29 protein-coding genes are annotated in these 25228 nt (G+C 69.1%); 22 read left to right on the top strand and 7 right to left on the bottom strand.

Annotation, left to right across the window (positions count from 1 at the left end; all coding sequences use genetic code 11):
• Positions 1-66: 66 nt before the first annotated feature.
• The 4 genes from rplS to A6I89_RS18065 all read left to right on the top strand — a co-directional run bounded on the left by rplS (position 67) and on the right by A6I89_RS18065 (position 2334).
• Positions 67-408 carry a 50S ribosomal protein L19 gene (gene rplS, locus A6I89_RS18080; RefSeq protein WP_005513937.1) on the top strand — a complete coding sequence of 114 codons (342 nt, stop codon included), beginning with the start codon at positions 67-69 and terminating at the stop codon, positions 406-408.
• A gap of 97 nt (positions 409-505) precedes the next feature.
• The gene (gene lepB / locus A6I89_RS18075) at positions 506-1279 is read left to right on the top strand and encodes a signal peptidase I (protein WP_013415665.1); all 774 of its coding nucleotides are present in this window, start codon (positions 506-508) and stop codon (positions 1277-1279) included.
• Positions 1276-1968 carry a ribonuclease HII gene (locus A6I89_RS18070; protein ID WP_013415666.1) on the top strand — a complete coding sequence of 231 codons (693 nt, stop codon included), beginning with the start codon at positions 1276-1278 and terminating at the stop codon, positions 1966-1968. Before lepB ends, A6I89_RS18070 begins: the two co-directional genes overlap by 4 nt.
• A gap of 48 nt (positions 1969-2016) precedes the next feature.
• The gene (locus A6I89_RS18065; protein ID WP_005513927.1) at positions 2017-2334 is read left to right on the top strand and encodes a DUF2469 domain-containing protein; all 318 of its coding nucleotides are present in this window, start codon (positions 2017-2019) and stop codon (positions 2332-2334) included.
• Here the strand turns inward: A6I89_RS18065 and A6I89_RS24710 are convergent.
• The gene (locus A6I89_RS24710) at positions 2331-2510 is read right to left on the bottom strand and encodes a hypothetical protein (protein WP_139812312.1); all 180 of its coding nucleotides are present in this window, start codon (positions 2508-2510) and stop codon (positions 2331-2333) included. The two genes, A6I89_RS18065 and A6I89_RS24710, sit on opposite strands and share 4 nt — an antisense overlap.
• A 37-nt stretch (positions 2511-2547) precedes the next feature.
• Here A6I89_RS24710 and A6I89_RS18060 point away from each other — a divergent pair, with 37 nt between their 5' ends.
• From A6I89_RS18060 to dprA, 3 genes are read left to right on the top strand one after another with little or no spacing between them, the layout of a single operon-like run.
• The gene (locus tag A6I89_RS18060; RefSeq protein WP_013415668.1) at positions 2548-2904 is read left to right on the top strand and encodes a YraN family protein; all 357 of its coding nucleotides are present in this window, start codon (positions 2548-2550) and stop codon (positions 2902-2904) included.
• The gene (locus A6I89_RS18055; protein WP_022595260.1) at positions 2904-4412 is read left to right on the top strand and encodes a YifB family Mg chelatase-like AAA ATPase; all 1509 of its coding nucleotides are present in this window, start codon (positions 2904-2906) and stop codon (positions 4410-4412) included. Before A6I89_RS18060 ends, A6I89_RS18055 begins: the two co-directional genes overlap by 1 nt.
• The gene (gene dprA, locus A6I89_RS18050; RefSeq protein ID WP_022595262.1) at positions 4409-5530 is read left to right on the top strand and encodes a DNA-processing protein DprA; all 1122 of its coding nucleotides are present in this window, start codon (positions 4409-4411) and stop codon (positions 5528-5530) included. The genes A6I89_RS18055 and dprA overlap by 4 nt, the downstream gene beginning before the upstream one ends.
• A gap of 11 nt (positions 5531-5541) precedes the next feature.
• Here dprA and hadA read toward each other — a convergent pair whose 3' ends face one another.
• The gene (hadA, locus tag A6I89_RS18045; RefSeq protein WP_022595264.1) at positions 5542-6075 is read right to left on the bottom strand and encodes a (3R)-hydroxyacyl-ACP dehydratase subunit HadA; all 534 of its coding nucleotides are present in this window, start codon (positions 6073-6075) and stop codon (positions 5542-5544) included.
• A 151-nt stretch (positions 6076-6226) separates the two neighbouring features.
• Between hadA and A6I89_RS18040 the strand changes: the two genes are divergently transcribed.
• Together A6I89_RS18040 and A6I89_RS18035 are read left to right on the top strand one after the other, a co-directional pair.
• Positions 6227-7360: a GIY-YIG nuclease family protein gene (locus A6I89_RS18040; protein WP_022595266.1), complete on the top strand. Its 1134-nt coding sequence runs from the start codon at positions 6227-6229 to the stop codon at positions 7358-7360.
• 75 nt (positions 7361-7435) lie between these two features.
• Entirely contained in the window at positions 7436-8215 is a 780-nt protein-coding gene (locus A6I89_RS18035; protein WP_044990833.1) for a siderophore-interacting protein, read from the top strand.
• A gap of 19 nt (positions 8216-8234) precedes the next feature.
• On the opposite strand, the gene A6I89_RS18030 is transcribed toward A6I89_RS18035, so the two are convergent.
• A complete protein-coding gene (locus A6I89_RS18030; protein WP_022595270.1) occupies positions 8235-9386 on the bottom strand; it encodes a multidrug effflux MFS transporter in 1152 nt (383 codons plus the stop codon).
• Positions 9387-9471: 85 nt separating this feature from the next.
• Here A6I89_RS18030 and A6I89_RS18025 point away from each other — a divergent pair, with 85 nt between their 5' ends.
• Complete coding sequence (locus A6I89_RS18025) at positions 9472-10413, top strand: tyrosine recombinase XerC (RefSeq protein WP_013415673.1); 942 nt, start codon at positions 9472-9474, stop codon at positions 10411-10413.
• Here A6I89_RS18025 and A6I89_RS18020 read toward each other — a convergent pair.
• Positions 10398-10979: a M23 family metallopeptidase gene (locus A6I89_RS18020; protein WP_022595282.1), complete on the bottom strand. Its 582-nt coding sequence runs from the start codon at positions 10977-10979 to the stop codon at positions 10398-10400. The genes A6I89_RS18025 and A6I89_RS18020 overlap by 16 nt on opposite strands.
• Before the next feature lie 330 nt (positions 10980-11309).
• Between A6I89_RS18020 and rpsB the strand changes: the two genes are divergently transcribed.
• The 7 genes from rpsB to A6I89_RS17985 all read left to right on the top strand — a co-directional run bounded on the left by rpsB (position 11310) and on the right by A6I89_RS17985 (position 17648).
• Positions 11310-12140: a 30S ribosomal protein S2 gene (gene rpsB, locus A6I89_RS18015; protein ID WP_013415675.1), complete on the top strand. Its 831-nt coding sequence runs from the start codon at positions 11310-11312 to the stop codon at positions 12138-12140.
• A gap of 114 nt (positions 12141-12254) precedes the next feature.
• Positions 12255-13079: a translation elongation factor Ts gene (tsf, locus tag A6I89_RS18010; RefSeq protein ID WP_005513914.1), complete on the top strand. Its 825-nt coding sequence runs from the start codon at positions 12255-12257 to the stop codon at positions 13077-13079.
• A gap of 271 nt (positions 13080-13350) precedes the next feature.
• Entirely contained in the window at positions 13351-14079 is a 729-nt protein-coding gene (pyrH, locus tag A6I89_RS18005) for a UMP kinase (RefSeq protein WP_005513913.1), read from the top strand.
• A gap of 67 nt (positions 14080-14146) precedes the next feature.
• Positions 14147-14704, top strand: a complete 558-nt coding sequence (gene frr / locus A6I89_RS18000; protein ID WP_005513912.1) for a ribosome recycling factor — start codon at positions 14147-14149, stop codon at positions 14702-14704.
• 2 nt (positions 14705-14706) lie between these two features.
• Positions 14707-15567 carry a phosphatidate cytidylyltransferase gene (locus A6I89_RS17995; RefSeq protein WP_013415677.1) on the top strand — a complete coding sequence of 287 codons (861 nt, stop codon included), beginning with the start codon at positions 14707-14709 and terminating at the stop codon, positions 15565-15567.
• Positions 15564-16298 carry a class I SAM-dependent methyltransferase gene (locus A6I89_RS17990; RefSeq protein ID WP_005513910.1) on the top strand — a complete coding sequence of 245 codons (735 nt, stop codon included), beginning with the start codon at positions 15564-15566 and terminating at the stop codon, positions 16296-16298. Before A6I89_RS17995 ends, A6I89_RS17990 begins: the two co-directional genes overlap by 4 nt.
• Positions 16299-16376: 78 nt before the next feature.
• A complete protein-coding gene (locus A6I89_RS17985) occupies positions 16377-17648 on the top strand; it encodes a lipase family protein (RefSeq protein WP_044990849.1) in 1272 nt (423 codons plus the stop codon).
• Positions 17649-17651: 3 nt separating this feature from the next.
• Here the strand turns inward: A6I89_RS17985 and A6I89_RS17980 are convergent, their stop codons facing one another.
• Both A6I89_RS17980 and A6I89_RS17975 read right to left on the bottom strand, forming a co-directional pair.
• The gene (locus A6I89_RS17980; protein ID WP_005513908.1) at positions 17652-18494 is read right to left on the bottom strand and encodes an HpcH/HpaI aldolase/citrate lyase family protein; all 843 of its coding nucleotides are present in this window, start codon (positions 18492-18494) and stop codon (positions 17652-17654) included.
• Between the two features lie 71 nt (positions 18495-18565).
• Positions 18566-18964, bottom strand: coding sequence for a LapA family protein (locus tag A6I89_RS17975; protein ID WP_022595287.1), 399 nt, complete (start codon positions 18962-18964; stop codon positions 18566-18568).
• A gap of 79 nt (positions 18965-19043) precedes the next feature.
• On the opposite strand from A6I89_RS17975, the gene rlmN reads away from it, so the two are divergent.
• Positions 19044-20153, top strand: a complete 1110-nt coding sequence (rlmN, locus tag A6I89_RS17970; protein WP_013415681.1) for a dual-specificity RNA methyltransferase RlmN — start codon at positions 19044-19046, stop codon at positions 20151-20153.
• Positions 20154-20221: 68 nt separating this feature from the next.
• On the opposite strand, the gene A6I89_RS17965 is transcribed toward rlmN, so the two are convergent.
• Entirely contained in the window at positions 20222-20491 is a 270-nt protein-coding gene (locus tag A6I89_RS17965; RefSeq protein ID WP_005513905.1) for a DUF2631 domain-containing protein, read from the bottom strand.
• Between the two features lie 161 nt (positions 20492-20652).
• Here A6I89_RS17965 and dxr point away from each other — a divergent pair, with 161 nt between their 5' ends.
• From dxr to A6I89_RS17945, 4 genes are all read left to right on the top strand, one after another.
• Complete coding sequence (gene dxr / locus A6I89_RS17960; protein WP_005513904.1) at positions 20653-21810, top strand: 1-deoxy-D-xylulose-5-phosphate reductoisomerase; 1158 nt, start codon at positions 20653-20655, stop codon at positions 21808-21810.
• 6 nt (positions 21811-21816) lie between these two features.
• Entirely contained in the window at positions 21817-23049 is a 1233-nt protein-coding gene (locus tag A6I89_RS17955) for a M50 family metallopeptidase (RefSeq protein WP_013415683.1), read from the top strand.
• Positions 23050-23110: 61 nt separating this feature from the next.
• A complete protein-coding gene (gene ispG, locus A6I89_RS17950) occupies positions 23111-24274 on the top strand; it encodes a flavodoxin-dependent (E)-4-hydroxy-3-methylbut-2-enyl-diphosphate synthase (RefSeq protein WP_005513902.1) in 1164 nt (387 codons plus the stop codon).
• 114 nt (positions 24275-24388) lie between these two features.
• Positions 24389-25225, top strand: a complete 837-nt coding sequence (locus A6I89_RS17945) for a GNAT family N-acetyltransferase (RefSeq protein ID WP_005513901.1) — start codon at positions 24389-24391, stop codon at positions 25223-25225.
• The last annotated feature ends 3 nt before the right edge of the window (positions 25226-25228 follow it).

Genomic DNA, 25228 nt, shown 5'->3' with positions numbered 1-25228 from the left:
ACGAACCAGTCGAGCCACCGCCGCTCGGTTCCTCTGCTCCTGCGAAAACGCAAGGATGGAACACCCATGAACACCTTGGACTTCCTGGACGCCAAGTCCCTCCGCGACGACATTCCGGAGTTCCGTCCCGGTGACACCCTGAACGTGCACGTCAAGGTTATCGAGGGCTCGAAGGAGCGCGTGCAGGTCTTCAAGGGTGTCGTGATCCGTCGCCAGGGTGGCGGCGTGCGCGAGACCTTCACGGTCCGCAAGGTCTCGTTCGGCGTCGGCGTCGAGCGCACCTTCCCGGTCCACAGCCCCAACCTGGCTCAGATCGAGGTCCTCACCCGCGGTGACGTCCGTCGCGCCAAGCTGTACTACCTGCGCGACCTCCGCGGCAAGGCTGCGAAGATCAAGGAAAAGCGCTGAGCTTCGACGCTCCGAGCTTCTTCGATTGGCCCGGCACCGTTTTCACGCGGTGTCGGGCTAATCTGTCTCCGTGGCAGATGCACCGCAGGACCCGGACGTGACGCCGGACGAGACCGAGCAGGAGCAGACCGGGGGACGGTCCCGCAGGCGCAGGGGGAAGGACAAGAAACCTCGATCGTTCTGGCGTGAGATCCCGATCCTCATCGTCGTCGCCTTGCTGTTGAGTTTCCTGCTGCAGACGTTCATCGCCCGGGTCTACCTCATTCCGTCCGAGTCGATGGAGCCGACGCTGCACGGTTGCCCCGGGTGCACCGGTGACCGCATCGTCGTCGAGAAGATCAGTTACCGATTCGGCGACCCGAAGCCCGGCGACGTCGTGGTCTTCCGCGGCCCGGAGTCGTGGTCCGAGGGATATTCGTCGACACGCTCGGACAATGTGGTGGTCCGCGGTCTGCAGGAGGTCGGCTCGCTCGTCGGTGTCGTGCCGCCGGACGAGAACGATCTCGTCAAACGCGTCATCGCGACGGGTGGGCAGACCGTCGAGTGCTGCGACGACCAGGGCCGTGTCCTGGTCGACGGAAAGCCGCTCGACGAGCCGTACATCACGATGGACTTCCCCTTCATCCCCGGCGTGCAGACGTGTGACACCGCCGTGAAGTCCGGACGCTGCTTCGGACCCGTCACGGTTCCCGAGGGGCACCTGTGGGTGATGGGCGACAACCGCAGCAATTCCGCGGATTCGCGGTACCACGTCTCCGACGAGATGCAGGGCACGATTCCGGTGGACAATGTGATCGGTAAGGCGACCTTCATCGTCCTGCCCCCGGGCCGGTGGGGATCGATCTCGTCTCCCGACATCCAGCAGCAGTGAGTACCTGGCCACCGAGAACCGTCATTCGCAGAGCGTCCGGCTTGCGGACGATGGAGTCTGCGCTGGTCCGGAGCGGGCTCGGGCCGGTCGCCGGCGTCGACGAGGCCGGCCGGGGCGCGTGCGCCGGACCGCTCGTGGTCGCCGCGTGCGTCCTCGGCTCCAAGCCGCATGCGGCGCTGGCCCGACTCGACGATTCGAAGAAGCTCACCGAGAAGGTCCGGGACGAGCTGTTCCCGGTGATCAAGCGCCTGGCGCTCGCCTGGAGCGTCGTGGAGATCCCGGCCGCGGAGGTCGACCGCATCGGCGTGCACGTCGCGAACATCGAGGGGATGCGTCGCGCCGTGGCGGGGCTGACCGTCGCGCCGGGCTACGTCCTCACCGACGGCTTCCGGGTGCCGGGGTTGCCCGCGCCGTCGCTGCCCGTGATCGGCGGCGACGCGTCGGCCGCGTGCATCGCCGCCGCCAGCGTCCTCGCCAAGGTGAGCCGCGACCGCACGATGGTCGCGCTCGACGACGAACTGCCCGGCTACGGGTTCGCCGGGCACAAGGGCTACAGCACCGCAGTGCACACCGCGGCCCTGAACGAGCTGGGCCCGTGCCGTGAGCATCGGATGTCCTACGCGAACGTAGCCGCGGCGAGCCGCGCCTTCGAGTCGGCGGAGGGCCGCGCATTCGGTGCGACGGGCTAGGTACGAGATGATGAGTGTTCACAACAACGCAGGAGGACGTCGAGGCCGATGAGTGCCGAGGATCTCGAGAAGTACGAAACCGAGATGGAACTGTCGCTGTACCGCGAGTACCGGGACATCGTCGGACAGTTCTCGTACGTCGTGGAGACCGAGCGCCGGTTCTATCTCGCGAACTCTGTGGAACTGCTGCCGCACAGCGCCGACGGCGAGATCTACTTCGAGGTGCGGATGTCCGACGCGTGGGTGTGGGACATGTACCGGCCGGCCCGGTTCGTGAAGTACGTGCGAGTGATCACGTTCAAGGATGTGAACATCGAAGAACTGGAGAAGTCCGACCTCAGGCTGCCGGACAACGGCCTGGGTTAGACCGAGAGCTGCCGGAGGCCGCGCACCCCGAACGGGGGCGCGGCCTCCGCGGTTTCGGGGAACGCCGCCCCGGTGCTTCCGTTCTTCCACAGCTCCTCGTCCATCCACAGGGCAATCGTGTTCGCCCAGTTCGGGCTTCGAGGGGTGTGGGCGTGAGCGGGCACAGTCGGCTTCACCGGCGGGAGGTTCCGGCCGTGTGAGGGGGATACCCGGATGGCACGTAATCTCGCGCTGGGCGCGATGGGGGAGGAACTGGCGGCGTCGGCACTGACCGCGGCCGGCATGCGGATCCTCGACCGCAACTGGCGGTGCCGCCACGGCGAATTGGATCTGGTTGCGGTGGACGGCGACACCATCGTGTTCGTGGAGGTGAAGACGCGTTCGGGCCTGGGCTTCGGCAGCCCGGCGGAAGCGGTGACGTACGCCAAGCAACGGCGCATCCGGATGCTGGCCCAGCGTTGGCTCGCCGATTCGGATCGGCATTGGCCGCACGTACGGTTCGACGTGGTCGCAGTCCTCGTCGATCGTCGACGCGAGCCCGCCGTCACGCACCTGCCGGCAGTGTTCTGATGGCACTCGGTCGCGCCCACTCGGTCGCCGTCACCGGCGTCGACGGCCAGATCGTGGAGATCGAGGCGGACATCGGACGCGGGCTGCCGGGGGTGCATCTCGTCGGATTGCCGGACACGGCGCTGCAGGAGTCGCGCGATCGCGTGCGGGCCGCGGTCACGAACTCGGGCGCGAAGTGGCCGGAATCGCGTGTGACGCTCGCGTTGTCGCCGGCGACCCTGCCGAAGGTCGGAAGCGTGTACGACCTGGCGTTGGCGTGCGCGGTGCTCGACGCGGCGCGTCAGATTCCACGTAAGCGCCTCGAAAAGACGGTGCTGCTGGGCGAACTCGCACTCGACGGGCGGCTGCGGACGGTGCGCGGCGTGCTACCGGCGGTGCTTGCTGCGAAGAAGGCGGGCTGGCCGGCGGTGGTGGTGCCACTACCCGCGCTGTCCGAGGCCGGGCTGGTCGACGGGATCGAGGTGTGGGGTGCGGATCACCTGACCGCGGTCACCGAGTGGCTGCAGGGGAAGAGCCAGTTGGCGGCCCCGGAGCCGTTCGATGCGGGAACCGGCGCGGCGCGAGGAGATCTCAGCGAAGTGGTCGGTCAGCCGGACGCGCGCTGGGCCGTCGAGGTCGCGGCCGCCGGAGCGCACCACCTGATGCTGACCGGACCGCCCGGGATCGGAAAGACGATGCTGGCGCAGCGGCTGCCCGGCATCCTGCCACCGCTGTCGGACCCGGAGGCGTTGGAGGTCACGGCGATTCACTCGGTCGCGGGGCTGCTGACCTCGGACCGACCGCTCGTCACGGAGCCGCCGTTCATCGCGCCCCACCACACGTCGTCGGTGAGCGCACTCGTCGGCGGTGGCAGCGGAATGGCCAAGCCCGGCGCCGTCAGCCGTGCACACCGCGGAATTCTCTTCCTCGACGAGTGCGCCGAGATGGGAACCAAGGCACTCGAGGCATTGCGAACACCGCTCGAGGACGGCGAGGTGCGGATCGCGCGACGCGACGGCGTCGCCCGCTACCCCGCGCGGTTCCAGTTGGTCCTCGCGGCCAACCCGTGCCCGTGTGCCCCGGCGAGGGAGGTCGACTGCATCTGCCCGCCGACGATACGTCGCCGCTACCTGGGTCGGTTGTCGGGCCCGCTGCTCGACCGCGTGGACCTGCGGATCCGGATGAAGGGGGTCGCCACCGGGGCACTGATGGACGAGGTGGGCGAGAGCACGGAGGCGGTGCGGGGACGCGTCGCCGCTGCCCGGCAGGCCGCCACCGAACGCTGGCGGCCGTACGGGTGGCGCACCAACGCGGAGGTACCGGGGCCGGCGCTGCGGCAGCGGTTCCGGTTGCCCCGCGAGTCCGTCGCGCCTCTCGAACGATTGCTGAGCAAGGGCGTGATCACCGCCCGTGGCGCGGACCGGGCACTGCGCGTCGCCTGGACGCTCGCCGATCTCGCCGGTCTCGAGACGCCGGGGACCGATCAGGTCACGACGGCGCTCGAATTCCGGGATCGAGGCGCCTCGTGACGGGGCACGATCCGCGGCTGCTGGCCTGGGCCTATCTGTCGAAGGTGGTGCAGGGGGCGTGCCCGCCGCTGGCCCAGCTCGCGGCTGCGGTGGGACCGGTGGACGCCGCGCGGGCGGTGCGGGAGCGGGATTTGTCGAGCTTCCTGGACCGGCGGACGTCGGCGCGGGCGCATCTCGACACCGCCGCCCGCGACCTGGACCTGCTGCGGTCGATGGGCGGGCGACTCGTGACCCCGGACGACGACGAGTGGCCGCGCTGGCGACTGCTCGCCTTCGACGCGCTCGGGTCCGGTCGCGACGACGGTGCACCGTTGGCGCTGTGGGTTCTCGGCGACACGTCGGTCGACGAGTTGGCGGCGCGGTCGGTCGCGGTGGTGGGTACCCGCGCGGCCAGCTCCTACGGGGAGCATGTGACCGCCGAGATCGTCGGTGACCTCGCAGCCGACGGCTGGACGATCGTGTCCGGCGCGGCATTCGGGGTCGATGCGGCGGCGCATCGGGCGGCGCTCGGCGTGGGCGGGCTGACCGTCGCGGTGCTGGCGTGTGGCGTCGACCGCGCCTATCCGGCCGGCCACGGGCGGCTGCTGCAGCAGATCGCCCGCGACGGTGCGGTGATCAGCGAGTACCCGCCGGGGACCTCGCCCGCGCGGTACCGGTTCCTGGCCCGAAATCGGTTGGTGGCCGGGCTGTCCGAGGCGGTCGTCGTGGTCGAGGCGGGCTGGCGCAGCGGAGCCCGGAACACGGCGACGTGGGGGCGGCGACTGGGCCGGCCGGTGCTCGCGGTGCCGGGCCCGGTGACGTCGGCGGCATCGACGGGATGCCATCGGATGATTCGGGAAGGTGAGGCGCGGCTGGTCTCGAGCGCCGCGGACGTCGTCGAGGAGGCCGGTCCGATCGGCGTCGATGGCGAGGGTCTCGGGCCGGCCCGCGCGCTGGACGTTCTCCAGGGTGACGCGGCGACCGTCTACGAGGCACTGCCGGCCGCCGGAACGTGCAGCACCCGCGAACTGTCGGAGGAATCAGGGGTCACGATCGAGCGGGTGCGGGCAGTGCTGCCGGTGCTCGAGTTGGACGGATTCGTCGGCTCCGACGAATCGGGGTGGTTCCGGCGCGGCTGATCCCCGGTCGATCAGGCCTCGCGCATCATCACGTCCTTGATGCGCTGAATCCGAAGGGGATCGGATGTGTCGCCGGTACGGCCCACCAGCGTGGTCAGGGTGGTCACGACCGGTACACCTGCATCGTCGCAGACCTCGTTCTTCGTGACGATGATGTCGCTACCGGCCGTCTGCCGGAACGACTCCAGCGAGACGTCGACGGTGAGGCGGTCCCCGGCCCGGATCGGCCGATGGAACACCAGTTTCTGGTCCGTCTGCAGAATCTGGCTGAGGTCGAACCCGGGCACGATCTGCTCGAAGAGGTACTTCTGCGCGATGATTCCGATCACCGACACGAAGGTCAGGGGCGCGACGAGGGCGCTGTGGCCGAGGTCCCGGGCGGCCTGCTCGTCGTGGTGGGCGGGATGGGCGTTCTGCACCGCGGTCGCGTACTCGCGGACCTTTTCGCGGCCCACCTCGTAGAAGTCCGGCATGCGGTAGCTGTAGCCGACCAGGCGCTCGGCGCGCGCGGCACGTTCCTCGGTCGATTCCGCTGGTCGGGTCACCCTCCGAGTGTGACGGAAATTTGCTCCCGGTAACCGATATCGGGCAGATGCGTGTCGTTTCCGCCACAGGAGACCTTCCCGGAACCGGATATCCGGTCGCCGGACGACAAGGCGGACCGCGTCGGGTCCTGTGATCGCCTAAAGTCGCGTCATGGCTACCGTCTGGACCGTTCCCGATGACATCACCCTCGTGCTCCTGGCAGCACCGGGAATCCGCGACTTCCTCACGAACGACGAGGGACGTGGCGTGGTGAGCGATCCCAAGGTGCGCCTCGCCGAGTTCGCTGCGGTGGTGGGCGCGCTCGCCGACAACGCGGGACGGACATTCAGTTCGGTGCGGGACGCGGCCGAGGTCCTGTTCGAGGGGCCGGCCGTCGGCGGCGTCGCAGTTTCCGACGCTCTCCGGCTCGCGGTCATGCGTGTGATCACAGCCGAGCCGCGGGAGCGGAAGCCCGCGCCGAATCCGCTCTCGCCCCGGGTCGTCGAGAACCTCGGACTCTACGTGTACGCGTTGCGAGATCCCCGGGACAGGTCGATCTTCTACGTCGGCGCCGGCCGTGGCAACAAGATCTACTCGCACGATTGGGATGCGCTGGGCGAGGCCGGCACGCTCGATTCGGAGGCCGTGGGGGATCCCGACCGGGACGAGGCCCGGGCTGCGTGGATCCAGCGGATCCGAGACATCTACGCGGCCGGACATTCGGTGGACCACATCGTGCTGCGGCACCGGATCGAGACGGCTCACGATGCGGCGGCGGAAGCGCGCGAGGCGGTCCACGTCGTCACCGACGCCCTCCGGCTGCTCGAACGTCGTTCGACCCGTCCGGTGTTGACCAACCTGGCTGGCGAACCTGCGGATCTCGAGCGGCGCGCGATGTCGGTGGAGGAGTTGGCGGTCCAGTACTCCGCGCTGCCGGCGCCGGAGCTGCCGGTTCCGGGCGCGCTGGTGCGGGTTCCCGCCGCGGCGGATCCGTCGCTGTCCGCCGAGGACGTGTACGAGGCGGCGCGTGGCCCCTGGCGTGCGGGTGCCGCCGCACGCAACGTGGCTGATCTGCCGGTGATCGTCTTCGCCGACAACATCGTCCGTGCGGTGTTCCGGGCACGGTCCTGGAACCAGGTGGGTGCCGTCGCGGATCAGCAGTTCCGGTTCACCGGTGAGCGGGACGTCGAACTCGAATCCGCGTTTGTCGGCACCCGGGTCACGCCGGACCGGGCCGGACTCAAGGTGTGGCCGGCGCACGGTTGGGTGCAGCGGCTGACGATGGCGCGTCCGCACGGTCGCTGACGCCGCGAGGCGCTCGAACAGTCTATGGTTAGGCAACGCTAACCATAGACTGTTTGTGATTTCGAGGAGTGCGCAGTGGCAAGGAAGACATCGACGTGGACGGTCGTGCGGACGGAGCGGATCGCACGACACATGGTGCGCGTCGTATTGGGAGACCCTGGGTTCGAGACCTTCGAGCCGTCCGAGTTCACCGATTCCTACGTCAAGATCGAGTTCGGTTCGGGTGACGACACGGTGCTCCGCACCTACACGGTCCGGTCCGTCGACCCGGTGGCACGGGAGATCGCGATCGACTTCGTCGTCCACGGCGACGAGGGCGTCGCCGGGCCGTGGGCGGCGTCCGTCCAGCCGGGCGCCACGGTGAGGCTGCGCGGACCGGGCGGGGCGTACACGCCGCGCGCGGACGCCGATTGGCACCTCATCGCCGGGGACGAGTCGGCCCTCCCGGCGATTTCGACGGCGGTCGCGGCGTTGGCTCCCGACGCGGTGGCCCGGGTTTTCATCGAGGTCGCCGACGTCGACGACGAGATCGCGCTGCCGGCGGGGCCGGGCGTGCAGGTCTCCTGGATCCACCGCGGCACGACCTCGGATGCGGCAGGGGAGGACATCTCCGGGACGAACGCGCCGCTCGTGTCGGCGGTCCGGGCGATGCCGTGGCTGCCGGGTGACGTCCACGTCTTCATCCACGGCGAGGCCGACGCCGTCATGCACGGCTTGCGTCCCTACATCCGCAAGGAACACGGGGTGCCCGCGGCGTCGGCCTCGATCTCCGGGTACTGGCGGCGCGGCCGCACCGAGGAGGGCTTCCGGGTGTGGAAGTCGGAACTGGCGGCGGCCGAGGCGACGGCCCACTGAGTACGCCCCGGCCCGCGCCCTACGCGGTGCGGGCCAAAGTCCTCAGAGCGGTCATCGCGACGGCGCCCGAGACGACGATCGCGATCGCCATCGGTACCGCGGTACCACCGATCCCCACCAGCGGCGACACGATGGCGGCGAGTCCGAACTGGCAGGCGCCCATCAGCGCCGAGCCGGTGCCGGCGGCCTCCGGCACTTGCCCCTGGGCCAGTGCCGTGGCATTGCCCATGATGAAGCCGATGCTCGTGACCACACCGAACAGCAGCGGCAGGACCATCCAGATCCGCGTGCCACCGACGGTGGTCGCGAGCAGGAGCGACACGCCCGCGGTGAGCAGCAGACCGACGCCGAACGTCAGCAGTTGGCGGGCCTGGAACGTTCCGATGAGCTTGGTGTTGACGATGCTGCCGGCGACGATGCCCGCCGAGTTGATCGCGAAGACGATCGAGAACTGGCCGGGGGACAGGCCCATCACCTCCTGGACGACGAACGACGACGCCGAGATGTACGAGAACAACGCGCCGAAGCCGAACGCGAACGTCAGCGCGTAGCCCACGTACACGCGGTTGCGCACGACGTAGTTCATGTTCCGGGTCAGCGCCGCCAGCCCGCCGCCGTGCCGGCGATCCTTCGGAAGCGTCTCCGGGACCAGGAACAGCACGCCCAGGAACATGACGATCGACGCCCCGGCGAGGACCCAGAAGATGCCCCGCCACCCGATCGGGCCGAGCAGCGCGCCGCCCATCAACGGGGCGACGACGGGTGCCACGCCGCCGATGATCATCATGATGCTGAACAGCCGGGCCGCGACGTCGCCCTTGGCGCGGTCCGCGATCACGGCGCGCGCCAACACGATTCCGGCGCCGCCGCTGAAACCCTGCAGCAGGCGGGCCGCGATGAGGATCTCCACGGTGGGGGCGATCGCGCACAACACCCCGCTGATCGCGCACAACACGGTCCCGACGATGAGCAGCTTCCGCCGGCCCAGGCCGTCGGACAGCGGTCCGACGATCAGCTGGCCCACGCCGAGTCCGGCCATGAAGGTGGCGAGCGTCAGCTGCACGCTCGTGTCCGACGTGTCGAGCGCGCCCGTCATCGACGGCAACGCCGGAAGGTACATGTCGGTGGCCAGGGGAGCGATCGCCGAGAGTAGGGCCAGAACGCACAACATGGGGAGGGGAATCGCTCGTTTCACGCGAGAACCCTACCGGCGCGGACACTTGCGAATTCCGGTGGTCGCAGCGACGGTTGAGTGCATGGATTCTCGGTCGCCCGATTCGCAACTGCCGCCCCCGCTGCGGATGCACCTCGACGACTACGACGAGTACCTCCGTCTCGAACGGGGCCGATCCGAACACACCGTTCGCGCCTACCGTGCGGACGTGGCCGGTCTGCTCGGTTTCCTGTGCCGCGATCGGCCCGACGCGGTGCTGGCGGACCTGGATCTGCGGGTGTTGCGCGCCTGGCTCGCGGCGCAGGCGGCGGCGGGTACGGCTCGGACGACGCTCGCGCGGCGGACGTCGTCGGCGAAGGGTTTCACCGCCTGGGCCGAACGCACGGGGCGGATGCCCGTGGATCCCGGCATCCGGCTGGTCGCCCCCAAGGCACACCGCACGCTGCCACCCGTGCTGCGCCAGGAGCAGGCCGCGGAAGCGATGGTCGCGGCGGAATCCGGTGCGGCCCAGGAAGATCCCGTGGCCGTACGGGACCGCTTGATCGTCGAGTTGCTGTACTCGACCGGGATCCGCGTCGGCGAGCTGTGCGGGCTCGATCTCGGCGACATCGATCACGATCGGCGAGTGCTGCGGGTACTGGGCAAGGGTGACAAGGAGCGGGTGGTCCCGTTCGGCCGGCCGGCCGAGGACGCGATCGGGGCGTGGTTGCGTTCCGGGCGCCCGGAACTGGTGAACGAGCGTTCGGGCGACGCGCTGCTGCTCGGCCGACGGGGCGGACGTCTCGACCAGCGCCAGGCGCGGGCGGTGGTGCACGACGTAGTGCAGGCGGTCCCCGGCGCCCCGGACCTCGCGCCGCACGGTCTGCGGCACTCGGCGGCCACCCACCTCCTGGAGGGTGGTGCGGACCTGCGCGTGGTGCAGGAGTTGCTGGGGCACTCGAGTCTTGCGACCACCCAGCTCTACACGCACGTCTCGGTGGCGCGACTGCGGGCGGTGCACGACCAGGCTCACCCGCGCGCGTGATCGGTCCCACCGCTCGGTAGCAGGCGCATTCGCACCGCCCCGACCAGAGGGAGCGGGTCGAGATACTCGCGATCCCGCCGTAGCCCCCAATGCAGGCATGCCGCCGCGGCGCACTCGGGGTGCCCGGGTGCAACGGTGCCCAGAACGGTTCCACGTTCGACGCGTCGTCCTGCCGAGACCGTCGCCTCGACCGGTTCGTACGTGGTGCGCAGCCCGCCGGGGTGATCGACGGAGACGACCGGCTTGCCGGCGACCGTGCCCGCGAACACGACCGTGCCCGCTCCCGCGGCGAGAACCGTCTGGCCGGGCACCGCGGCGAGGTCGACGCCGCGGTGCCCGGGAAGCCAGTTGCGCTCCGGAAGATCGAACGGCCGCACCACCGGCGGGCGCGGTCGCAACGGCCAGCCGAACGGTTGTCGGTTCGTCGTGGCAACCGGCGCGGTCACCGTCACGGGGCCCTGCGCGGGCATCGGCGCGGCCGCCGCCGGACCTGCCGTCGCGGCCGGACACGACACGAGGAACAGCGCCACGCACACCAGCGCCCGTGCGAACGTCGTCGAAGTCATTCGCCGAGCCAACCCGACGCAACCGCGCGGTGGGCTGCCGCGGAGCGGATTGTGGATGGAGGAAATTCCTGTCCACAGATTTCCGAGCGCTCCAGGTACCGCGGTGTCAGTGCTGCCGGAAGGCCCCCGACCGGCGGGTTAGGCCGGTAGCGGCCCACGCCGTACACTTGTCGGGCGGTCTGTGCACGCACAGTCCGACTTCGCGCGCCCGCGCACAAAACCGGCTGTCGGCTGGTCCCGCATTCGTGCAGGTCCGACACCGGGCGGGCGCCAGGGCAGGAGTTACCGATTCCTGCGACAACCGGCACATGAAAGAAGAGGTACACAGCCATGGCTGTTGTAACCATGCGGCAGCTGCTCGACAGCGGCGCACACTTCGGGCACCAGACCCGCCGTTGGAACCCGAAGATGAAGCGTTTCATCTTCACCGACCGCAACGGCATCTACATCATCGACCTGCAGCAGACGCTGACGTACATCGACAAGGCGTACGAGTTCGTCAAGGAGACCGTCGCTCACGGCGGCACCATCCTGTTCGTCGGTACCAAGAAGCAGGCGCAGGAGTCCATCGCCGGCGAGGCAACTCGCGTCGGGATGCCCTACGTCAACCAGCGTTGGCTCGGCGGCATGCTCACCAACTTCTCGACCGTCCACAAGCGCCTGCAGCGCCTGAAGGAGCTCGAGTCGATGGAGCAGACCGGTGGCTTCGAGGGTCGCACCAAGAAGGAAATCCTCATGCTCACGCGTGAGATGACCAAGCTCGACCGCACCCTCGGCGGCATCCGGGACATGGCCAAGGTTCCGTCGGCCATCTGGGTCGTCGACACCAACAAGGAGCACATCGCCGTCGGCGAGGCGCGCAAGCTGAACATCCCGGTCATCGCGATCCTGGACACCAACTGCGACCCCGACGTCGTCGACTACCCGATCCCGGGCAACGACGATGCGATCCGTAGCGCCGCCCTGCTGACCAAGGTCGTCGCCTCCGCCGTCGCAGAGGGCCTGCAGGCTCGCGCCGGTGCGAGCGCCGACAAGGACGCCAAGCCGGAGGCCGGCACGGGCGAGCCGCTCGCCGAGTGGGAGCAGGAGCTCCTCTCGCAGGCCGCTCCGGCCGCCGAGGCAGAGGCCGAGGCTCCGGCCGCGGACGCTCAGCAGTCCTAGTCGATTCGGCCCCGACCCCTTGCGGTCGGGGCCGTTTCGCTCACCTGCTTCGTCAGGTTCCCGCGCGATCCGCGGAACCTGGCATCCGAAACTCATCCGAGGAGGATCGCCCCCATGGCGAACTACACCGCCGCCGACGTCAAGCGGCTCCGTGAGCTCACCGGCTCCGGAATGATGGACTGCAAGAACGCGCTCACCGAGACCGACGGCGACTTCGACAAGGCCGTCGAGCTGCTGCGCATCAAGGGTGCCAAGGACGTGGGCAAGCGAGCCGAGCGCACCACGGCCGAGGGCCTGGTCGCAGCCCGCGACGGCGTCATGATCGAGCTCAACGCCGAGACCGACTTCGTCGCGAAGAACGCGGAGTTCCAGGAGCTGGCCGACAAGGTCGTCGCTGCTGCCGCCGCCGCGAAGCCGGCCGACCTCGAGGGCCTCAAGGCCGTCGACGTCGACGGCAAGACCGTCGAGACCCTGGTCCAGGAGCTGTCTGCCAAGATCGGCGAGAAGCTCGAGCTGCGTCGCTACGTCGCGTTCGACGGCGCTGTCGCGACCTACCTGCACAAGCGTGCGTCGGACCTGCCCCCGGGCGTCGGCGTGCTCGTCGAGTACACCGGCGAGGGCGAGGCTGCGGCCGAGGCTGCTCGCGGTGCTGCGATGCAGGTCGCCGCGCTCAAGGCCAAGTACGTCACCCGTGACGAGGTCCCCGCGGACATCGTCGAGAACGAGCGTCGTATCGCCGAGCAGACGGCGAAGGAGGAGGGCAAGCCCGAGGCTGCGCTCCCGAAGATCGTCGAGGGTCGCGTCAACGGCTACTACAAGGATGTCGTCCTGACCGAGCAGTCCTCGGTCACCGACTCCAAGAAGACCGTCAAGGCTCTTCTGGACGAGGCCGGCGCCACGATCACCCGCTTCGCGCGGTTCGAGGTCGGCGCCAGCTAGTCGCACTCGACACATCGGCCCCGCCGGCCGGTTGGTGCGGTCGTCGGTTCGGGTTGTTTCCCGACCGGCGTTCCGCCCCATCCGTTCCGTGCGGGGCCGATCTGCGCGGTGGGTGGGTCGGCTGGGTCGACCACCGGTGAATGAGGCAGGATGATAGGGCCTGTTCCGGCGGCTTCGCCGGGTGCTCGGCACCCGCGAAGCAGCGTTGTCGCCCGCCGACGAACCGTAGTACTTCTAGAACCGAACTATCTGCAGGAACCGAGGGAGAATTATGACCGCACCGGCCGACGAACGTCCAGGATTCCGACGTGTGCTCCTCAAACTCGGCGGTGAAATGTTCGGCGGCGGTGAGGTCGGGCTCGATCCGGATGTGGTGACGACGGTCGCCGCCCAGATCGCCGAGGTCGTCCGTTCGGGTGTCCAGGTGGCGGTCGTCATCGGCGGTGGCAACTTCTTCCGCGGTGCCGAACTGCAGCAGCGTGGCCTCGACCGCGCCCGCTCGGACTACATGGGCATGCTCGGTACGGTCATGAACTGCCTTGCGCTGCAGGACTTCCTGGAGAAGCAGGGCGTGGACACCCGCGTGCAGACCGCCATCACGATGGGGCAGGTCGCCGAGCCGTACCTGCCGCTGCGTGCTCGCCGCCACCTCGAGAAGGGGCGTGTGGTGATCTTCGGTGCGGGCATGGGCATGCCGTACTTCTCCACCGACACCACGGCCGCGCAGCGCGCGCTCGAGATCGGTGCCGAGGTGGTCCTGATGGCGAAGGCCGTCGACGGCGTCTACTCGGCCGACCCGCGGGTGGATCCGGACGCCACGATGTACAGCGAGATCACCCACCGTGAGGTGATCGAGAAGGGGCTGAAGGTCGCGGATGCGACCGCGTTCAGCCTGTGCATGGACAATCAGATGCCGATCATGGTGTTCAACCTCCTCACCCAGGGCAACATCGCGCGCGCGGTGTCCGGTGAGAAGATCGGAACACTGGTCAAGTCATGACGACGGGCAAAGTGATCATGGATCGCGGCGCCCGCGACCGCGATGGATACGAGACGGAGGAACAGCCGTGATTGATGAAGCTCTCTTCGAGGCCGAGGAGAAGATGGAAAAGGCCATCACGGTTGCGAAGGACGACCTCGGCTCCATTCGTACCGGTCGAGCCAACCCGGGCATGTTCAACCGGGTCGTCGTCGAGTACTACGGCTCGATGACGCCCATCACGCAGCTCGCGAGCATCAACGTGCCCGAGGCTCGGATGGTCATCATCAAGCCGTACGAGGCGTCGCAGCTCGGGCCGATCGAGAATGCGATCCGCAACTCCGACCTGGGCGTCAACCCCAGCAACGACGGCAGCATCATCCGCATCTCGGTCCCGCAGCTCACCGAGGAGCGTCGTCGCGAGTTCGTCAAGCAGGCGAAGAGCAAGGGCGAGGACGCCAAGGTGGCGATCCGCAACGTCCGGCGCAAGACGATGGACGAACTCTCGCGCATCCAGAAGGACGGCGAGGCCGGCGAGGACGAGGTCGGTCGCGCCGAGAAGGAACTCGACAAGACCACCTCGCGCTACGTCAGCCAGATCGACGAGCTGGTGAAGCACAAGGAAGCCGAATTGATGGAGGTCTAGCTGTGGGGAAAGCTGACGGTTCCCCCGCGGCTACAGCCGCCCCGGCCTCGAAAGCCGGACGCAACCTGCCTGCCGCGATCGCCGTCGGCGGCGGCCTCGGCGTAGCGGTGATCTTGATCCTGGTCTACGTGCCGCTCGTGTGGATCGGTGTCGTGGCGGTTGCGATGGCCGTCGCGACGTGGGAGGTCGCCAAGCGCCTGCGCGACGCCGACATCAACGTGCCGCTGATACCTCTGCTGGTCGGTGGCCAGGTGATCATCTGGTTGAGCTGGCCGTACGGGACGACGGGGGTGTTGGGGGCGTTCGCCGGCACGGCGTTGGTGACGATGGTGTGGCGCCTGTTCGACCACGGCCTGGCGGCGACACCGCGCAACTTCCTGCGGGACACGGCGGTCGCGGTGTTCGTCGCCGCGTGGATCCCGCTGCTCGCGTCCTTCGCGACGCTCATGGTGCTGCAGGACGACGGTCCCGCTCGGGTGTTCTGTCTGATGATCGTCGTGGTGTGCTCCGACGTCGGGGGCTACGTGGCCGGCGTGTTCTTCGGCAAGCATCCGATGGTCCCGGCGATCAGCCCCAAGAAGTCCTGGGAGGGATTCGCCGGATCCCTGGTGGGTTGCGTCATCGGTGGTGTGGCGACGGTGACGTTCATCCTCGACGCGAATCCGCTCGTCGGCGTCCTCCTGGGCGTTGCGCTGGTCTTCACGGCGACGCTGGGCGATCTGATCGAGTCCCAGGTCAAGCGTGAACTGGGCATCAAGGACATGGGCACTCTGCTGCCCGGGCACGGAGGCATCATGGATCGCCTAGATTCACTGCTGCCGTCCGCCTTCGTCACCTGGCTCGTCCTCACCGTTCTGGTGTGAGCCGGCTGCGCGGGGGCCGTGGACGGGCTCGGGGACCGATCCCGAGCCCGAACATCTGGCACTGGCCCGCGATCTACGAGATCGAGAACCGGGCCCAGGACGCCGACGGCGTCGTGTTCGAGGCCCTCGCGGAGCTGGCCGACTGGTGTGGTCGCGACGTACTGGACGTCGGGTGTGGCGCCGGATTCCATTTGCCGGTCTTCGCCGAGCGGGCACGGTCGGTCGTCGGGGTGGAACCGCACCCACCGCTCGTGGCGTCCGCTCGCGCCCGGGTGGACGGGCACCCCGCGATCTCCGTCCTGCAGGGTTCCGCGGAGGCGCTCCCGGTGCCCGACGCCTCGGTCGACGTGGTGCACGCGCGCACCGCGTACTTCTTCGGGCCCGGGTGCGGCCCGGGCATCCTCGAGGCGATGCGGGTGCTGCGGCCCGGGGGAGTTCTGGCAATCGTCGATCTCGACGCCACGGTCCCGCCGTACGGCAACTGGATGCGTGCCGATCTGCCGCACTACGACCCGGACGCGGTGGAGGGCTTCTTCGCGGCCCAGGGATTCGCGATGCGGCGGGTCCGCACCCGCTGGGAGTTTCCGGACCGGGACGCGATGCACGCGGTGTTCGGCATCGAATTCACCGAGCGAACCGCGGCCAGGGCGCTCGCCGAGACGTCGGGCCTCGGCGTCGAGGTCGGCTACCGCATCCACACGCGGTCCGTGCCGACCGGACTGATCGTCTGACCGGATAGGTGTTACCCGCGGTATTGACAACATTCGCTGTCATCGTGTGAGGTGACTCATATGCTTACACCGCGGGGGATGCGCCGTATTGCGACAGTTCTGGGAGCGTGCCTCGCGGCCGCCGTCACGTCGGGGGTGACCGCGTCCGCCGCACCCGCCGATTTCTACGAGGTGCCCGCGTCGGCACTCGGGGGAGCACCGGGCACCGTGGTGGACACGCAGCCGTACCCGCCGCTGCTGTCGATCCCGAACCAGCAGGGGCCGTGGCCGTCGGGTGCACAGCGAATCATGTACCGCACCACGGATGCTCACGGCGCCGCGACCGCGGCGTCCGGCACCTACTTCGACGCGAGCCTGCCGTGGATCGGTGCGGGCCCCCGCCCACTGGTCGTTCTGGGGCCCGGCACGCAGGGGCAGGGCGACCAGTGTGCGCCGTCCAGACTCTTCCAGGACGGCGTCCACTACAACGCTCCGCTGGACTTCGCGGTCGAGTACGAGGTGCTGCAGGTGCACGCCCTGCTCTCGCGCGGCATCGACGTCGTCGTCACCGACTACCAGGGGCTCGGGACCGCAGGGATGCACAGCTACGTCGACCGCCGTGCGCAGGGGCACGCGATGCTCGACGCCGCTCGGGCCGTGAAGGCGTTGCCCGGCAGCCGGATCGGCGACGACAACCCGATCGGGTTCTGGGGCTACTCGCAGGGCGGCGGGGCGGCAGCCTCGGCGGCCGAGATGCAGCCGTCGTACGCGCCCGACCTCGACGTCCGCGGGACGTACGCGGGTGGGCCCCCGGCCGACCTGCGTACGGTGGCGGCGGCGCTCGACGGCGGGCTCGCGACCGGACTGCTGGGCTACGCGGTCAACAGCATCTACGCCGGGTACCCGGAGACCCGCGCCGACATCGACGGCGCGCTCGCTCCCGCGGGTCGACAGGCGCTCGACGAGATTGCCGCTCAGTGCGTCCCGGAGACGATCGCGCGATACGGGTTGCACCGCACCACCGAGTGGACGAAGGACGGACGCTCGCTCGCCGAACTCATCGACGCGCTGCCGTCGGTGAGCGCGGTGGTCGACGAGCAGCGCATCGGACGGTCGACGCCCGGGAGCCCGGTGCTGATCGTGCAGGGGCGCAACGACGACCTGATTCCGCACACCCAGGCCACTCGACTGGCCGCCGACTGGTGCGCTCAGGGGGCGACGGTCGAGTTCCGCACCGAGGAGATCCCACCGATCGCACCGGGGTTCGTCGTCGGACACGGCCTGCCGATGGTGTCGGGCCTGCCGTCTGCGCTCGACTGGATGACCGACCGATTCGACGGGGTGCCGGCGCGATCGGGCTGCTCGAACTGACGGTCAGACGAGGCCGAACTCACCGGCCAGGTGGGTGAGCTTCTTGGCCTTGGCCAGCCGGGGCAGATCGCTGCCGTCACGCACGCGCTCGCCGTCGGTGCCCAGTTCGGCAATGACCTCCCGGGCCCACGCAATGTCGTGGGCGTCGGGGCTCAGCGCGCGATTGACCGCCGGCGCCTGATCCGGGTGCAGGCAGAGCTTGCCGGTCAGCCCGAGTGACACCGTGGCCTGGCAGTCGCGCTGCAGGATGGTGTCGTTCGCCGACACGGTCGGCCCGTCGATGGGCCCGCCGGGCAGTCGTGCCGCGCGGCTGGCGATGACGAGCCGGGAACGGGGATACGCCATCGCGAGCACGTCGTCGCTCATACCGGTGTCGCGCCGGAAGTCGCCGCTGCCGAACGCGAGGCGGAAGGTTCCCTCGGCGCGGGCGATCTCGGGCGCCGCCTCGAGGCCCACCGCGGACTCGATGAGCGTGATGATCCGGGTTCCGTCCGGTAGTCGTTCGCGGGTGGCTTCGACCTGACCACCGCTCTCGGTCTTGGCGAGCATCACGCCGGACAGGCCGGGCAGCCCGGCCACGGCGTCGAGGTCCTCTCCCCAGTGAGGCGTCGTCGCGTCGTTGATCCGGACCCACGCTTCGCGACCGTCGCCCAGCCAGTCCACGACGGACTTACGGGCGGCAGGCTTGTCGGCGGGAGCGACGGCGTCCTCGAGGTCGAGGATCAGCGCGTCGACCGCGGCGGGGCGAGGAAAGGCGTCCGCCCGGGTGGCTGCGGTGAGCAACCAGGAGCGGGCCAGATCGGCGCGGATCGTCGCGCGGGCGGGCCGGTGCATGTGTGTCGTCACGGGGCAGCTCCTCGTCCGGAAGGCGTACTCCTGTCGTGACTTCCATCGTGCCCCGGACGGGGGAGCGCGGGCTACTGCGGTGAGGTGTCGTCGGTCACGGAGCCGGCGCGTTTGGCGACGCGGCGGATCTGGATGATCCGCACGCCACCGGCGAGCGCCATGATGAGCGCACCCGCGATGGCCGCCAGGAGCAGGCTGATGCCGGCCGGCAGGCTGAACTCCCACGCGAACAGTTCGAAGGTCACCGAGTCGAGATTCTGCAGGATGAAGATCAACAGCAGGATCGCGACCACGATGCCCACGACCAGCCCGGTCCAGGTGGTCGCCGCCCGGGTGCGGCCGAGCTTGTGCCGGTCGTGCGGGGTCAGTCCGCCGGCCCCTTCGTGACGGCCGTGCACGGGACCGCCCGGGAGCGGCTCCATCGGTGCCGCCGGGACGTCCTCGGGTTCCTCGCGTCGGTTCTCGGCCATGTGTCGATCATCACCCACGGTGTGGTGTTTCGCACGCGCATCGGACACCCCGGCCGGGCAGTGGGAGAATGGAAGCACTATGACTGTCTCCCTCCCCCTCGTCTTCAACGCGCCGCGACGCGGAATGCCGCCGCGCCATCTCGCCGACCTCGACGCCGACGAGCGCAAGGAGGCCGTCAAGGAGCTGGGCCTGCCCGGTTTCCGAGCGGATCAGCTGGCCCGGCAGTACTACGGCAGGCTCGAGGCTGACGCCGACAAGATGACGGATCTGCCCGCCGGCATGCGCGAGAAGGTCGGCGCCGCGCTGTTCCCGCGGCTGCTCGACGTCGTCAAGCACGTCGCGTGCGATGCCGGACAGACGCGAAAGACGCTGTGGAAGGCGAACGACGGCACGCTGCTCGAGAGCGTGCTCATGCGTTACCCGGATCGGGCCACGCTGTGCATCTCCAGCCAGGCCGGCTGCGGTATGGCGTGCCCGTTCTGCGCCACCGGTCAGGGCGGTCTGGACCGCAACCTCTCGACCGCCGAGATCGTCGACCAGGTGCGTGCCGCCGCTGCGGCCTTGCGGGACGGCGAGGTCGAGGGCGGTCCCGGGCGGCTGTCGAACATCGTGTTCATGGGGATGGGGGAGCCGCTCGCCAACTACAAGCGGGTGGTCGCCGCGGTGCGGCGGATCACGTCGCCGTCCCCCGACGGTCTGGGTATCTCGCAGCGTGCGGTGACGGTCTCCACCGTGGGGCTCGCGCCCGCGATCCGCAAGCTCGCCGACGAGGAGATGTCGGTGCGGCTGGCGGTGTCGCTGCACACGCCCGACGACGAACTGCGCGACACCCTGGTCCCGGTCAACAACCGCTGGTCGGTCGCCGAGGTCCTGGACGCGGCCCGCTACTACGCCGACAAGTCGGGTCGCCGCGTGTCGATCGAGTACGCGCTCATCCGCGACGTCAACGACCAGCCGTGGCGCGCCGACATGCTCGGGAAGAAGCTGCACAAGGCGCTCGGCCCGCTGGTGCACGTCAATCTCATCCCGCTCAACCCCACACCGGGTAGCAAGTGGGACGCCAGCCCCAAACCGGTCGAGCGTGAGTTCGTCCGGCGGGTGCAGGCGCAGGGCGTCTCGTGCACCGTCCGCGACACCCGCGGGCAGGAGATCGCCGCGGCGTGTGGGCAGCTGGCCGCCGAGAACTGACCTCGTAGACGTCGAAGGCCCGCACTCCGAGGAGTGCGGGCCTTCGACGTTGTCTCTGCGGTGTTCGACTACCGCGGCTTGCGCCGCAGGATGATGTCGCGAACCAGAACGAAGACGATGGCACCGGCGAAGCCGATGAGGAACAGGTCCTCGACCTTGCCGTGGTGGTTGCCGATCATCATCAGCAGCAGGAACGCGGCGAAGAACCAGCCGGCGAAACGGAACAGTCGCGGGGCCTCGCCACTCCATCCCCAAGCGGCCGAGGGAACCTCGGCGGTGTCGACGTGCGCGGCGACGACGGGGTCGTTGGAAGTGGGGTCCAACTGGGTACCGACCACGGCTCGATCCTCCTGATCTTACGAATGCGCTATCGCCGCTTATCGTGGCATACGACCGCGCGTCGTACGAACCTGGGTCCCGGCGGTGTCGCGAATACGGTCGGCGGTACGAAGTGCAATCCTGTGTGCTTCTCTCAGCTTCGGTCAGGAACAATGGATCCGTGGCTGACACCCAACCGACTCGTGTACTGCTGCTCGGCAGCACCGGTTCCATCGGCACCCAGGCCCTCGAGGTCATCGCCGCCAACCCTGACAAGTTCGAGGTGGTGGGACTCGCGGCCGGCGGTGGGAACATCGACCTGCTCGCCCGCCAGATCGCCGACACCGGTGTGACGCGAGTGGCGGTGGCGGATCCCGCGGCGGCAGCCCGGTTGGACGTGCCCGGCGTGCTGTCGGGCCCGGACGCGGTGACCGAGCTGGTCCGCACCACCGAGGCGGACGTCGTGCTCAATGCGCTCGTCGGGTCGCTCGGCCTCGAGCCGACGCTCGCGGCACTGGAGTCGGGCGCACGCCTGGCCCTCGCTAACAAGGAGTCGCTCGTCGCGGGCGGTCCGCTCGTGACGGCGGCAGCCGCGCCCGGACAGATCGTTCCCGTCGACTCGGAGCACTCCGCGCTCGCCCAGTGTCTGCGGGGCGGTCGCGCCGAGGAGGTGGACCGGTTGATCCTCACCGCGTCGGGTGGCCCGTTCCGGGGCTGGACCGCGGCGGCGCTCGAGGACGTCACCCCCGAGCAGGCAGGGGCGCACCCGACGTGGTCGATGGGCCCGATGAACACGCTCAACTCGGCGTCACTGGTGAACAAGGGGCTCGAGCTGATCGAGACCCACCTGCTGTTCGGGATCGGCTACGACCGCATCGACGTCACGGTGCATCCGCAGTCGATCGTCCACTCCATGGTGACGTTCACGGACGGGTCGACGCTCGCGCAGGCGAGCCCGCCGGACATGAAACTGCCGATCGCGCTGGCACTCGGCTGGCCGGACCGGGTCCCCGGTGCTGCGGCGCCGTGCGACTTCCGGACCGCCTCGACGTGGACGTTCGAACCGGTGGACTCCGCGGTCTTCCCGGCGATCGATCTGGCCCGGCACGCCGGTACGGCAGGCGGGTGTATGACCGCGGTCTACAACGCCGCCAACGAGATCGCCGCCGAGGCGTTCCTCGACGGCACCCTGAGGTTCCCGGCGATCGTCGAGACCGTCGAGCGCGTCCTCGCGGCAGGCGGCGAATGGGCCGCGCCGCCCGCTACCGTGGACGACGTACTGGCCGCCGACGGGTGGGCCCGGGCTCGCGCGCGCGAGTTCGTGAAGCAGGAGGGCTAGAACCGCATGGTCTTCGCTATCGGAGTGCTGCTCTTCGCCCTCGGTATCGGCGCCTCCATCGCGCTGCACGAGGCCGGGCACATGTGGACCGCCAAGGCACTCGGCATGAAGGTCCGGCGCTACTACATCGGCTTCGGCCCCAAGATCTTCTCGTTCCGTCGCGGCGAGACCGAGTACGGACTCAAGGCGATCCCGGCCGGTGGTTTCTGCGACATCGCCGGGATGACGGCCGTGGACGAACTCGCGCCCGACGAGGTCGACCGCGCGATGTACAAGCAGAAGGCGTGGAAGCGGATCGTCGTGATGTCGGGCGGCATCGCGATGAACTTCCTGCTCGGGTTCGTGTTGATCATCGTGCTCGCCGTGGGGTGGGGTCTGCCCAGCTCCGACAACCGTGCAGTGGTCGGGAACACCGTCTGTGTATCGCCGACACAGGCCGGAGAAGACGGCAGCTACGAACTGGCGAAGTGCGAGGGTGACGGCCCGGCCGCGCTGGCGGGGATCCGGGCCGGCGACGTGATCACCGCGGTGAACGGCGAGTCCACCCCGACGTTCACCGACCTGGTCCGCAAGACCCAGCCGCTGAGCGGCACCGCGGACTTCACCGTCGAGCGCGACGGGCAGACCCTCACGATCGCGGTCCCGATCCAACAGGTCCAGCGGTACGTCAACGATCCGGCGTCGACCACCGAGAATCCCAGGCCTCCGGTCTCCCGCGAGGTGGGCGCGATCGGCATCCAGGCGCCGCCCGGGATCGTGAAGTACTCGCTGCTGGGGGCCGTGCCCGCGTCGGTCGAGTACACCGGTGACCTCTTCGTGCAGACGGTGCACGCGCTGACGCAGTTGCCGTCCAAGGTGGCAGACCTGTGGACCGCCGTGACCGGCGGCGAGCGCGACATCGACACCCCTATCAGCGTGGTCGGGGCGTCCGTCATCGGCGGTCAGGTCGCCGAACGCGGGTTGTGGGAGGTGTTCGTCGGGCTGCTCGCGAGCCTGAACTTCTTCCTGGGCGTGTTCAACCTGCTTCCGCTGCTTCCGCTCGACGGCGGGCACATCGCGGTGACGATCTACGAGAAGATCCGCAACTCGATCCGGAAGATGCGCGGCCTCGCGGCCGGCGGGCCCGTCGACTACATGAAGCTCATGCCGATCACCTACGTCGTCGTGGTGATCGGCGGCGCATACATGCTGTTGACGCTGACCGCCGACATCGTCAACCCGATCCAGCTGTTCCCGTGACCCGGCGTTCGGATATGTCCGAACGATAGACTTGCCCCGTACCAACGAAAGAAGGCGAAACGTGACCAGCCCCGTCGGTTTGGGCATGCCCGGAGCTCCCAGCGATATTCCGGTCCTCGCACCGCGACGCAAGACCCGCCAGCTCATGGTGGGCAACGTGGGGGTCGGCAGCGACCACCCCGTGTCGGTGCAGTCGATGTGCACCACCAAGACCCACGACATCAATGCGACGTTGCAGCAGATCGCCGAGCTCACGGCGTCGGGTTGCGACATCGTCCGCGTCGCGTGCCCGCGCCAGGAAGACGCCGACGCGCTCGCGGCGATCGCGAAGAAGAGCCAGATCCCGGTCATCGCGGACATCCACTTCCAGCCGCGGTACATCTTCGCGGCGATCGACGCGGGCTGCGCTGCTGTCCGTGTCAACCCGGGCAACATCAAGGAGTTCGACGGACGCGTCAAGGAGGTCGCGAAGGCGGCCGGCGACGCGGGCATCCCGATCCGCATCGGCGTCAACGCCGGCTCGCTCGATCCTCGGTTGATGCAGAAGTACGGCAAGGCCACCCCGGAGGCGCTCGTCGAATCGGCGTTGTGGGAGGCGAGCCTGTTCGAGGAGCACGGCTTCGGCGACATCAAGATCTCGGTCAAGCACAACGACCCGGTGATCATGGTGGAGGCCTACCGCCAGCTGGCCGCGCAGTGCGACTACCCGCTGCACCTCGGTGTGACCGAGGCCGGCCCGGCGTTCCAGGGCACGATCAAGTCGGCGGTCGCGTTCGGGTCGCTGCTCTCGGAGGGCATCGGCGACACGATTCGGGTGTCGCTGTCGGCGCCGCCGGCAGAGGAGATCAAGGTCGGCACGCAGATCCTGCAGTCGCTGAACCTGCGCCCGCGCAAGCTCGAGATCGTCTCGTGCCCGTCGTGCGGGCGTGCCCAGGTCGACGTCTACACGCTGGCGAACGAGGTCACCGCCGGGCTCGAGGGCATGGAGGTCCCGCTCCGCGTCGCCGTCATGGGTTGTGTCGTCAACGGTCCCGGCGAGGCCCGCGAGGCGGATCTGGGTGTCGCGTCCGGCAACGGCAAGGGCCAGATCTTCGTCAAGGGCAAGGTCATCAAGACCGTCCCCGAGGCACAGATCGTCGAGACGCTGATCGAGGAAGCGATGCGGATCGCGGAGGAGATGGAAGGCGGGGAGGCCGGCGGCGCGCCGGTGGTCACCGTCGGCTGAAATCCTTCCGCCCCGGCGCATGTTCATGGCAATGTGGGTTCCAGATCCGGCACTGACAGTTCCACGCTGACAGTTCTCATGCCGAGCGGTCCCACTGCACAAGGGGGTGCGTCAGTGCTCAAGCTTCTCGGAGCGAGACAGCTGGGCGGTCGGGACACCGCCCAGGTGTTGCGTGTCCTCGAAGCCGACCCCGTCGCGGCCTGCATGGTCGCGGCGCGGGTGCAGCAGTCCGGACTCGATCCGCGGGCACTCCAGGGGGAGATGTGGAGCCGCGGCGGACCCACCGAGTCGTTGTGTTTCGCGGGAGCCAACCTGGTGCCGCTGCTCGGAGACACCGACGACCTGAGGTCGTTCGCCGACCGGGCCACCCGGTTCCCGCGCATGTGCTCGTCGATCGTCGGGCGGGCGTCGCTGGCGCTGCCGCTGTGGGAGATGCTCGAATCCGAATGGGGTGCGGCGCGTGAGATCCGTTCGGATCAGCCACTGCTCGTGCTGCACGGGGACTCGGCGGTGCGCCCCGATCCACGGGTGCGCCAGGTGCGCATGGACGAGCTCGAGTCGTACTTGCCTGCCGCGATTGCGATGTTCATCGAGGAGGTGGGCATCGATCCACGGGCCAACGACGGTGGGCGCAACTACCGGCGTCGGGTCGCGAACCTGATCGCCTCCGGCCGCGCGTGGGCCCGGTTCGAGAACGGCGAGGTGGTGTACAAGGCGGAGGTTGGTTCGATGTCCGCCTCGGTGGGGCAGATCCAGGGGGTGTGGGTGGACCCGGCACGCCGCGGCGAGGGGATCGGTGCGGCAGGCACCGCGGCAGTGGCGGCCGCCGTGGCCGCGCGCGGCCGAGTTCCCAGCCTCTACGTCAACGCCTACAACGAGCGTGCGCGTCGCACGTACGCGACGGTGGGCTTCACCCAGGTTGCGACGTTCGCGACGATCCTGCTCGACTGAATC

The sequence above is a fragment of the Prescottella equi genome, assembly GCF_002094305.1.
GTDB lineage: Bacteria > Actinomycetota > Actinomycetes > Mycobacteriales > Mycobacteriaceae > Prescottella > Prescottella equi.
This window is presented reverse-complemented; position numbering and strand designations above follow the sequence as displayed.

Coding starts and splice junctions, on each gene's coding strand:
- rplS (WP_005513937.1), top strand. CDS start 67: ATGAACACCTTGGACTTCCTGGACGCCAAGTCCCTCCGCGACGACATT.
- A6I89_RS18065 (WP_005513927.1), top strand. CDS start 2,017: ATGAGTGCCGAGGATCTCGAGAAGTACGAAACCGAGATGGAACTGTCG.
- A6I89_RS18060 (WP_013415668.1), top strand. CDS start 2,548: ATGGCACGTAATCTCGCGCTGGGCGCGATGGGGGAGGAACTGGCGGCG.
- A6I89_RS18055 (WP_022595260.1), top strand. CDS start 2,904: ATGGCACTCGGTCGCGCCCACTCGGTCGCCGTCACCGGCGTCGACGGC.
- A6I89_RS18040 (WP_022595266.1), top strand. CDS start 6,227: ATGGCTACCGTCTGGACCGTTCCCGATGACATCACCCTCGTGCTCCTG.
- A6I89_RS18030 (WP_022595270.1), bottom strand. CDS start 9,386: ATGTTGTGCGTTCTGGCCCTACTCTCGGCGATCGCTCCCCTGGCCACC.
- A6I89_RS18025 (WP_013415673.1), top strand. CDS start 9,472: ATGGATTCTCGGTCGCCCGATTCGCAACTGCCGCCCCCGCTGCGGATG.
- A6I89_RS18020 (WP_022595282.1), bottom strand. CDS start 10,979: ATGACTTCGACGACGTTCGCACGGGCGCTGGTGTGCGTGGCGCTGTTC.
- rpsB (WP_013415675.1), top strand. CDS start 11,310: ATGGCTGTTGTAACCATGCGGCAGCTGCTCGACAGCGGCGCACACTTC.
- tsf (WP_005513914.1), top strand. CDS start 12,255: ATGGCGAACTACACCGCCGCCGACGTCAAGCGGCTCCGTGAGCTCACC.
- pyrH (WP_005513913.1), top strand. CDS start 13,351: ATGACCGCACCGGCCGACGAACGTCCAGGATTCCGACGTGTGCTCCTC.
- A6I89_RS17985 (WP_044990849.1), top strand. CDS start 16,377: ATGCGCCGTATTGCGACAGTTCTGGGAGCGTGCCTCGCGGCCGCCGTC.
- A6I89_RS17975 (WP_022595287.1), bottom strand. CDS start 18,964: ATGGCCGAGAACCGACGCGAGGAACCCGAGGACGTCCCGGCGGCACCG.
- rlmN (WP_013415681.1), top strand. CDS start 19,044: ATGACTGTCTCCCTCCCCCTCGTCTTCAACGCGCCGCGACGCGGAATG.
- A6I89_RS17955 (WP_013415683.1), top strand. CDS start 21,817: ATGGTCTTCGCTATCGGAGTGCTGCTCTTCGCCCTCGGTATCGGCGCC.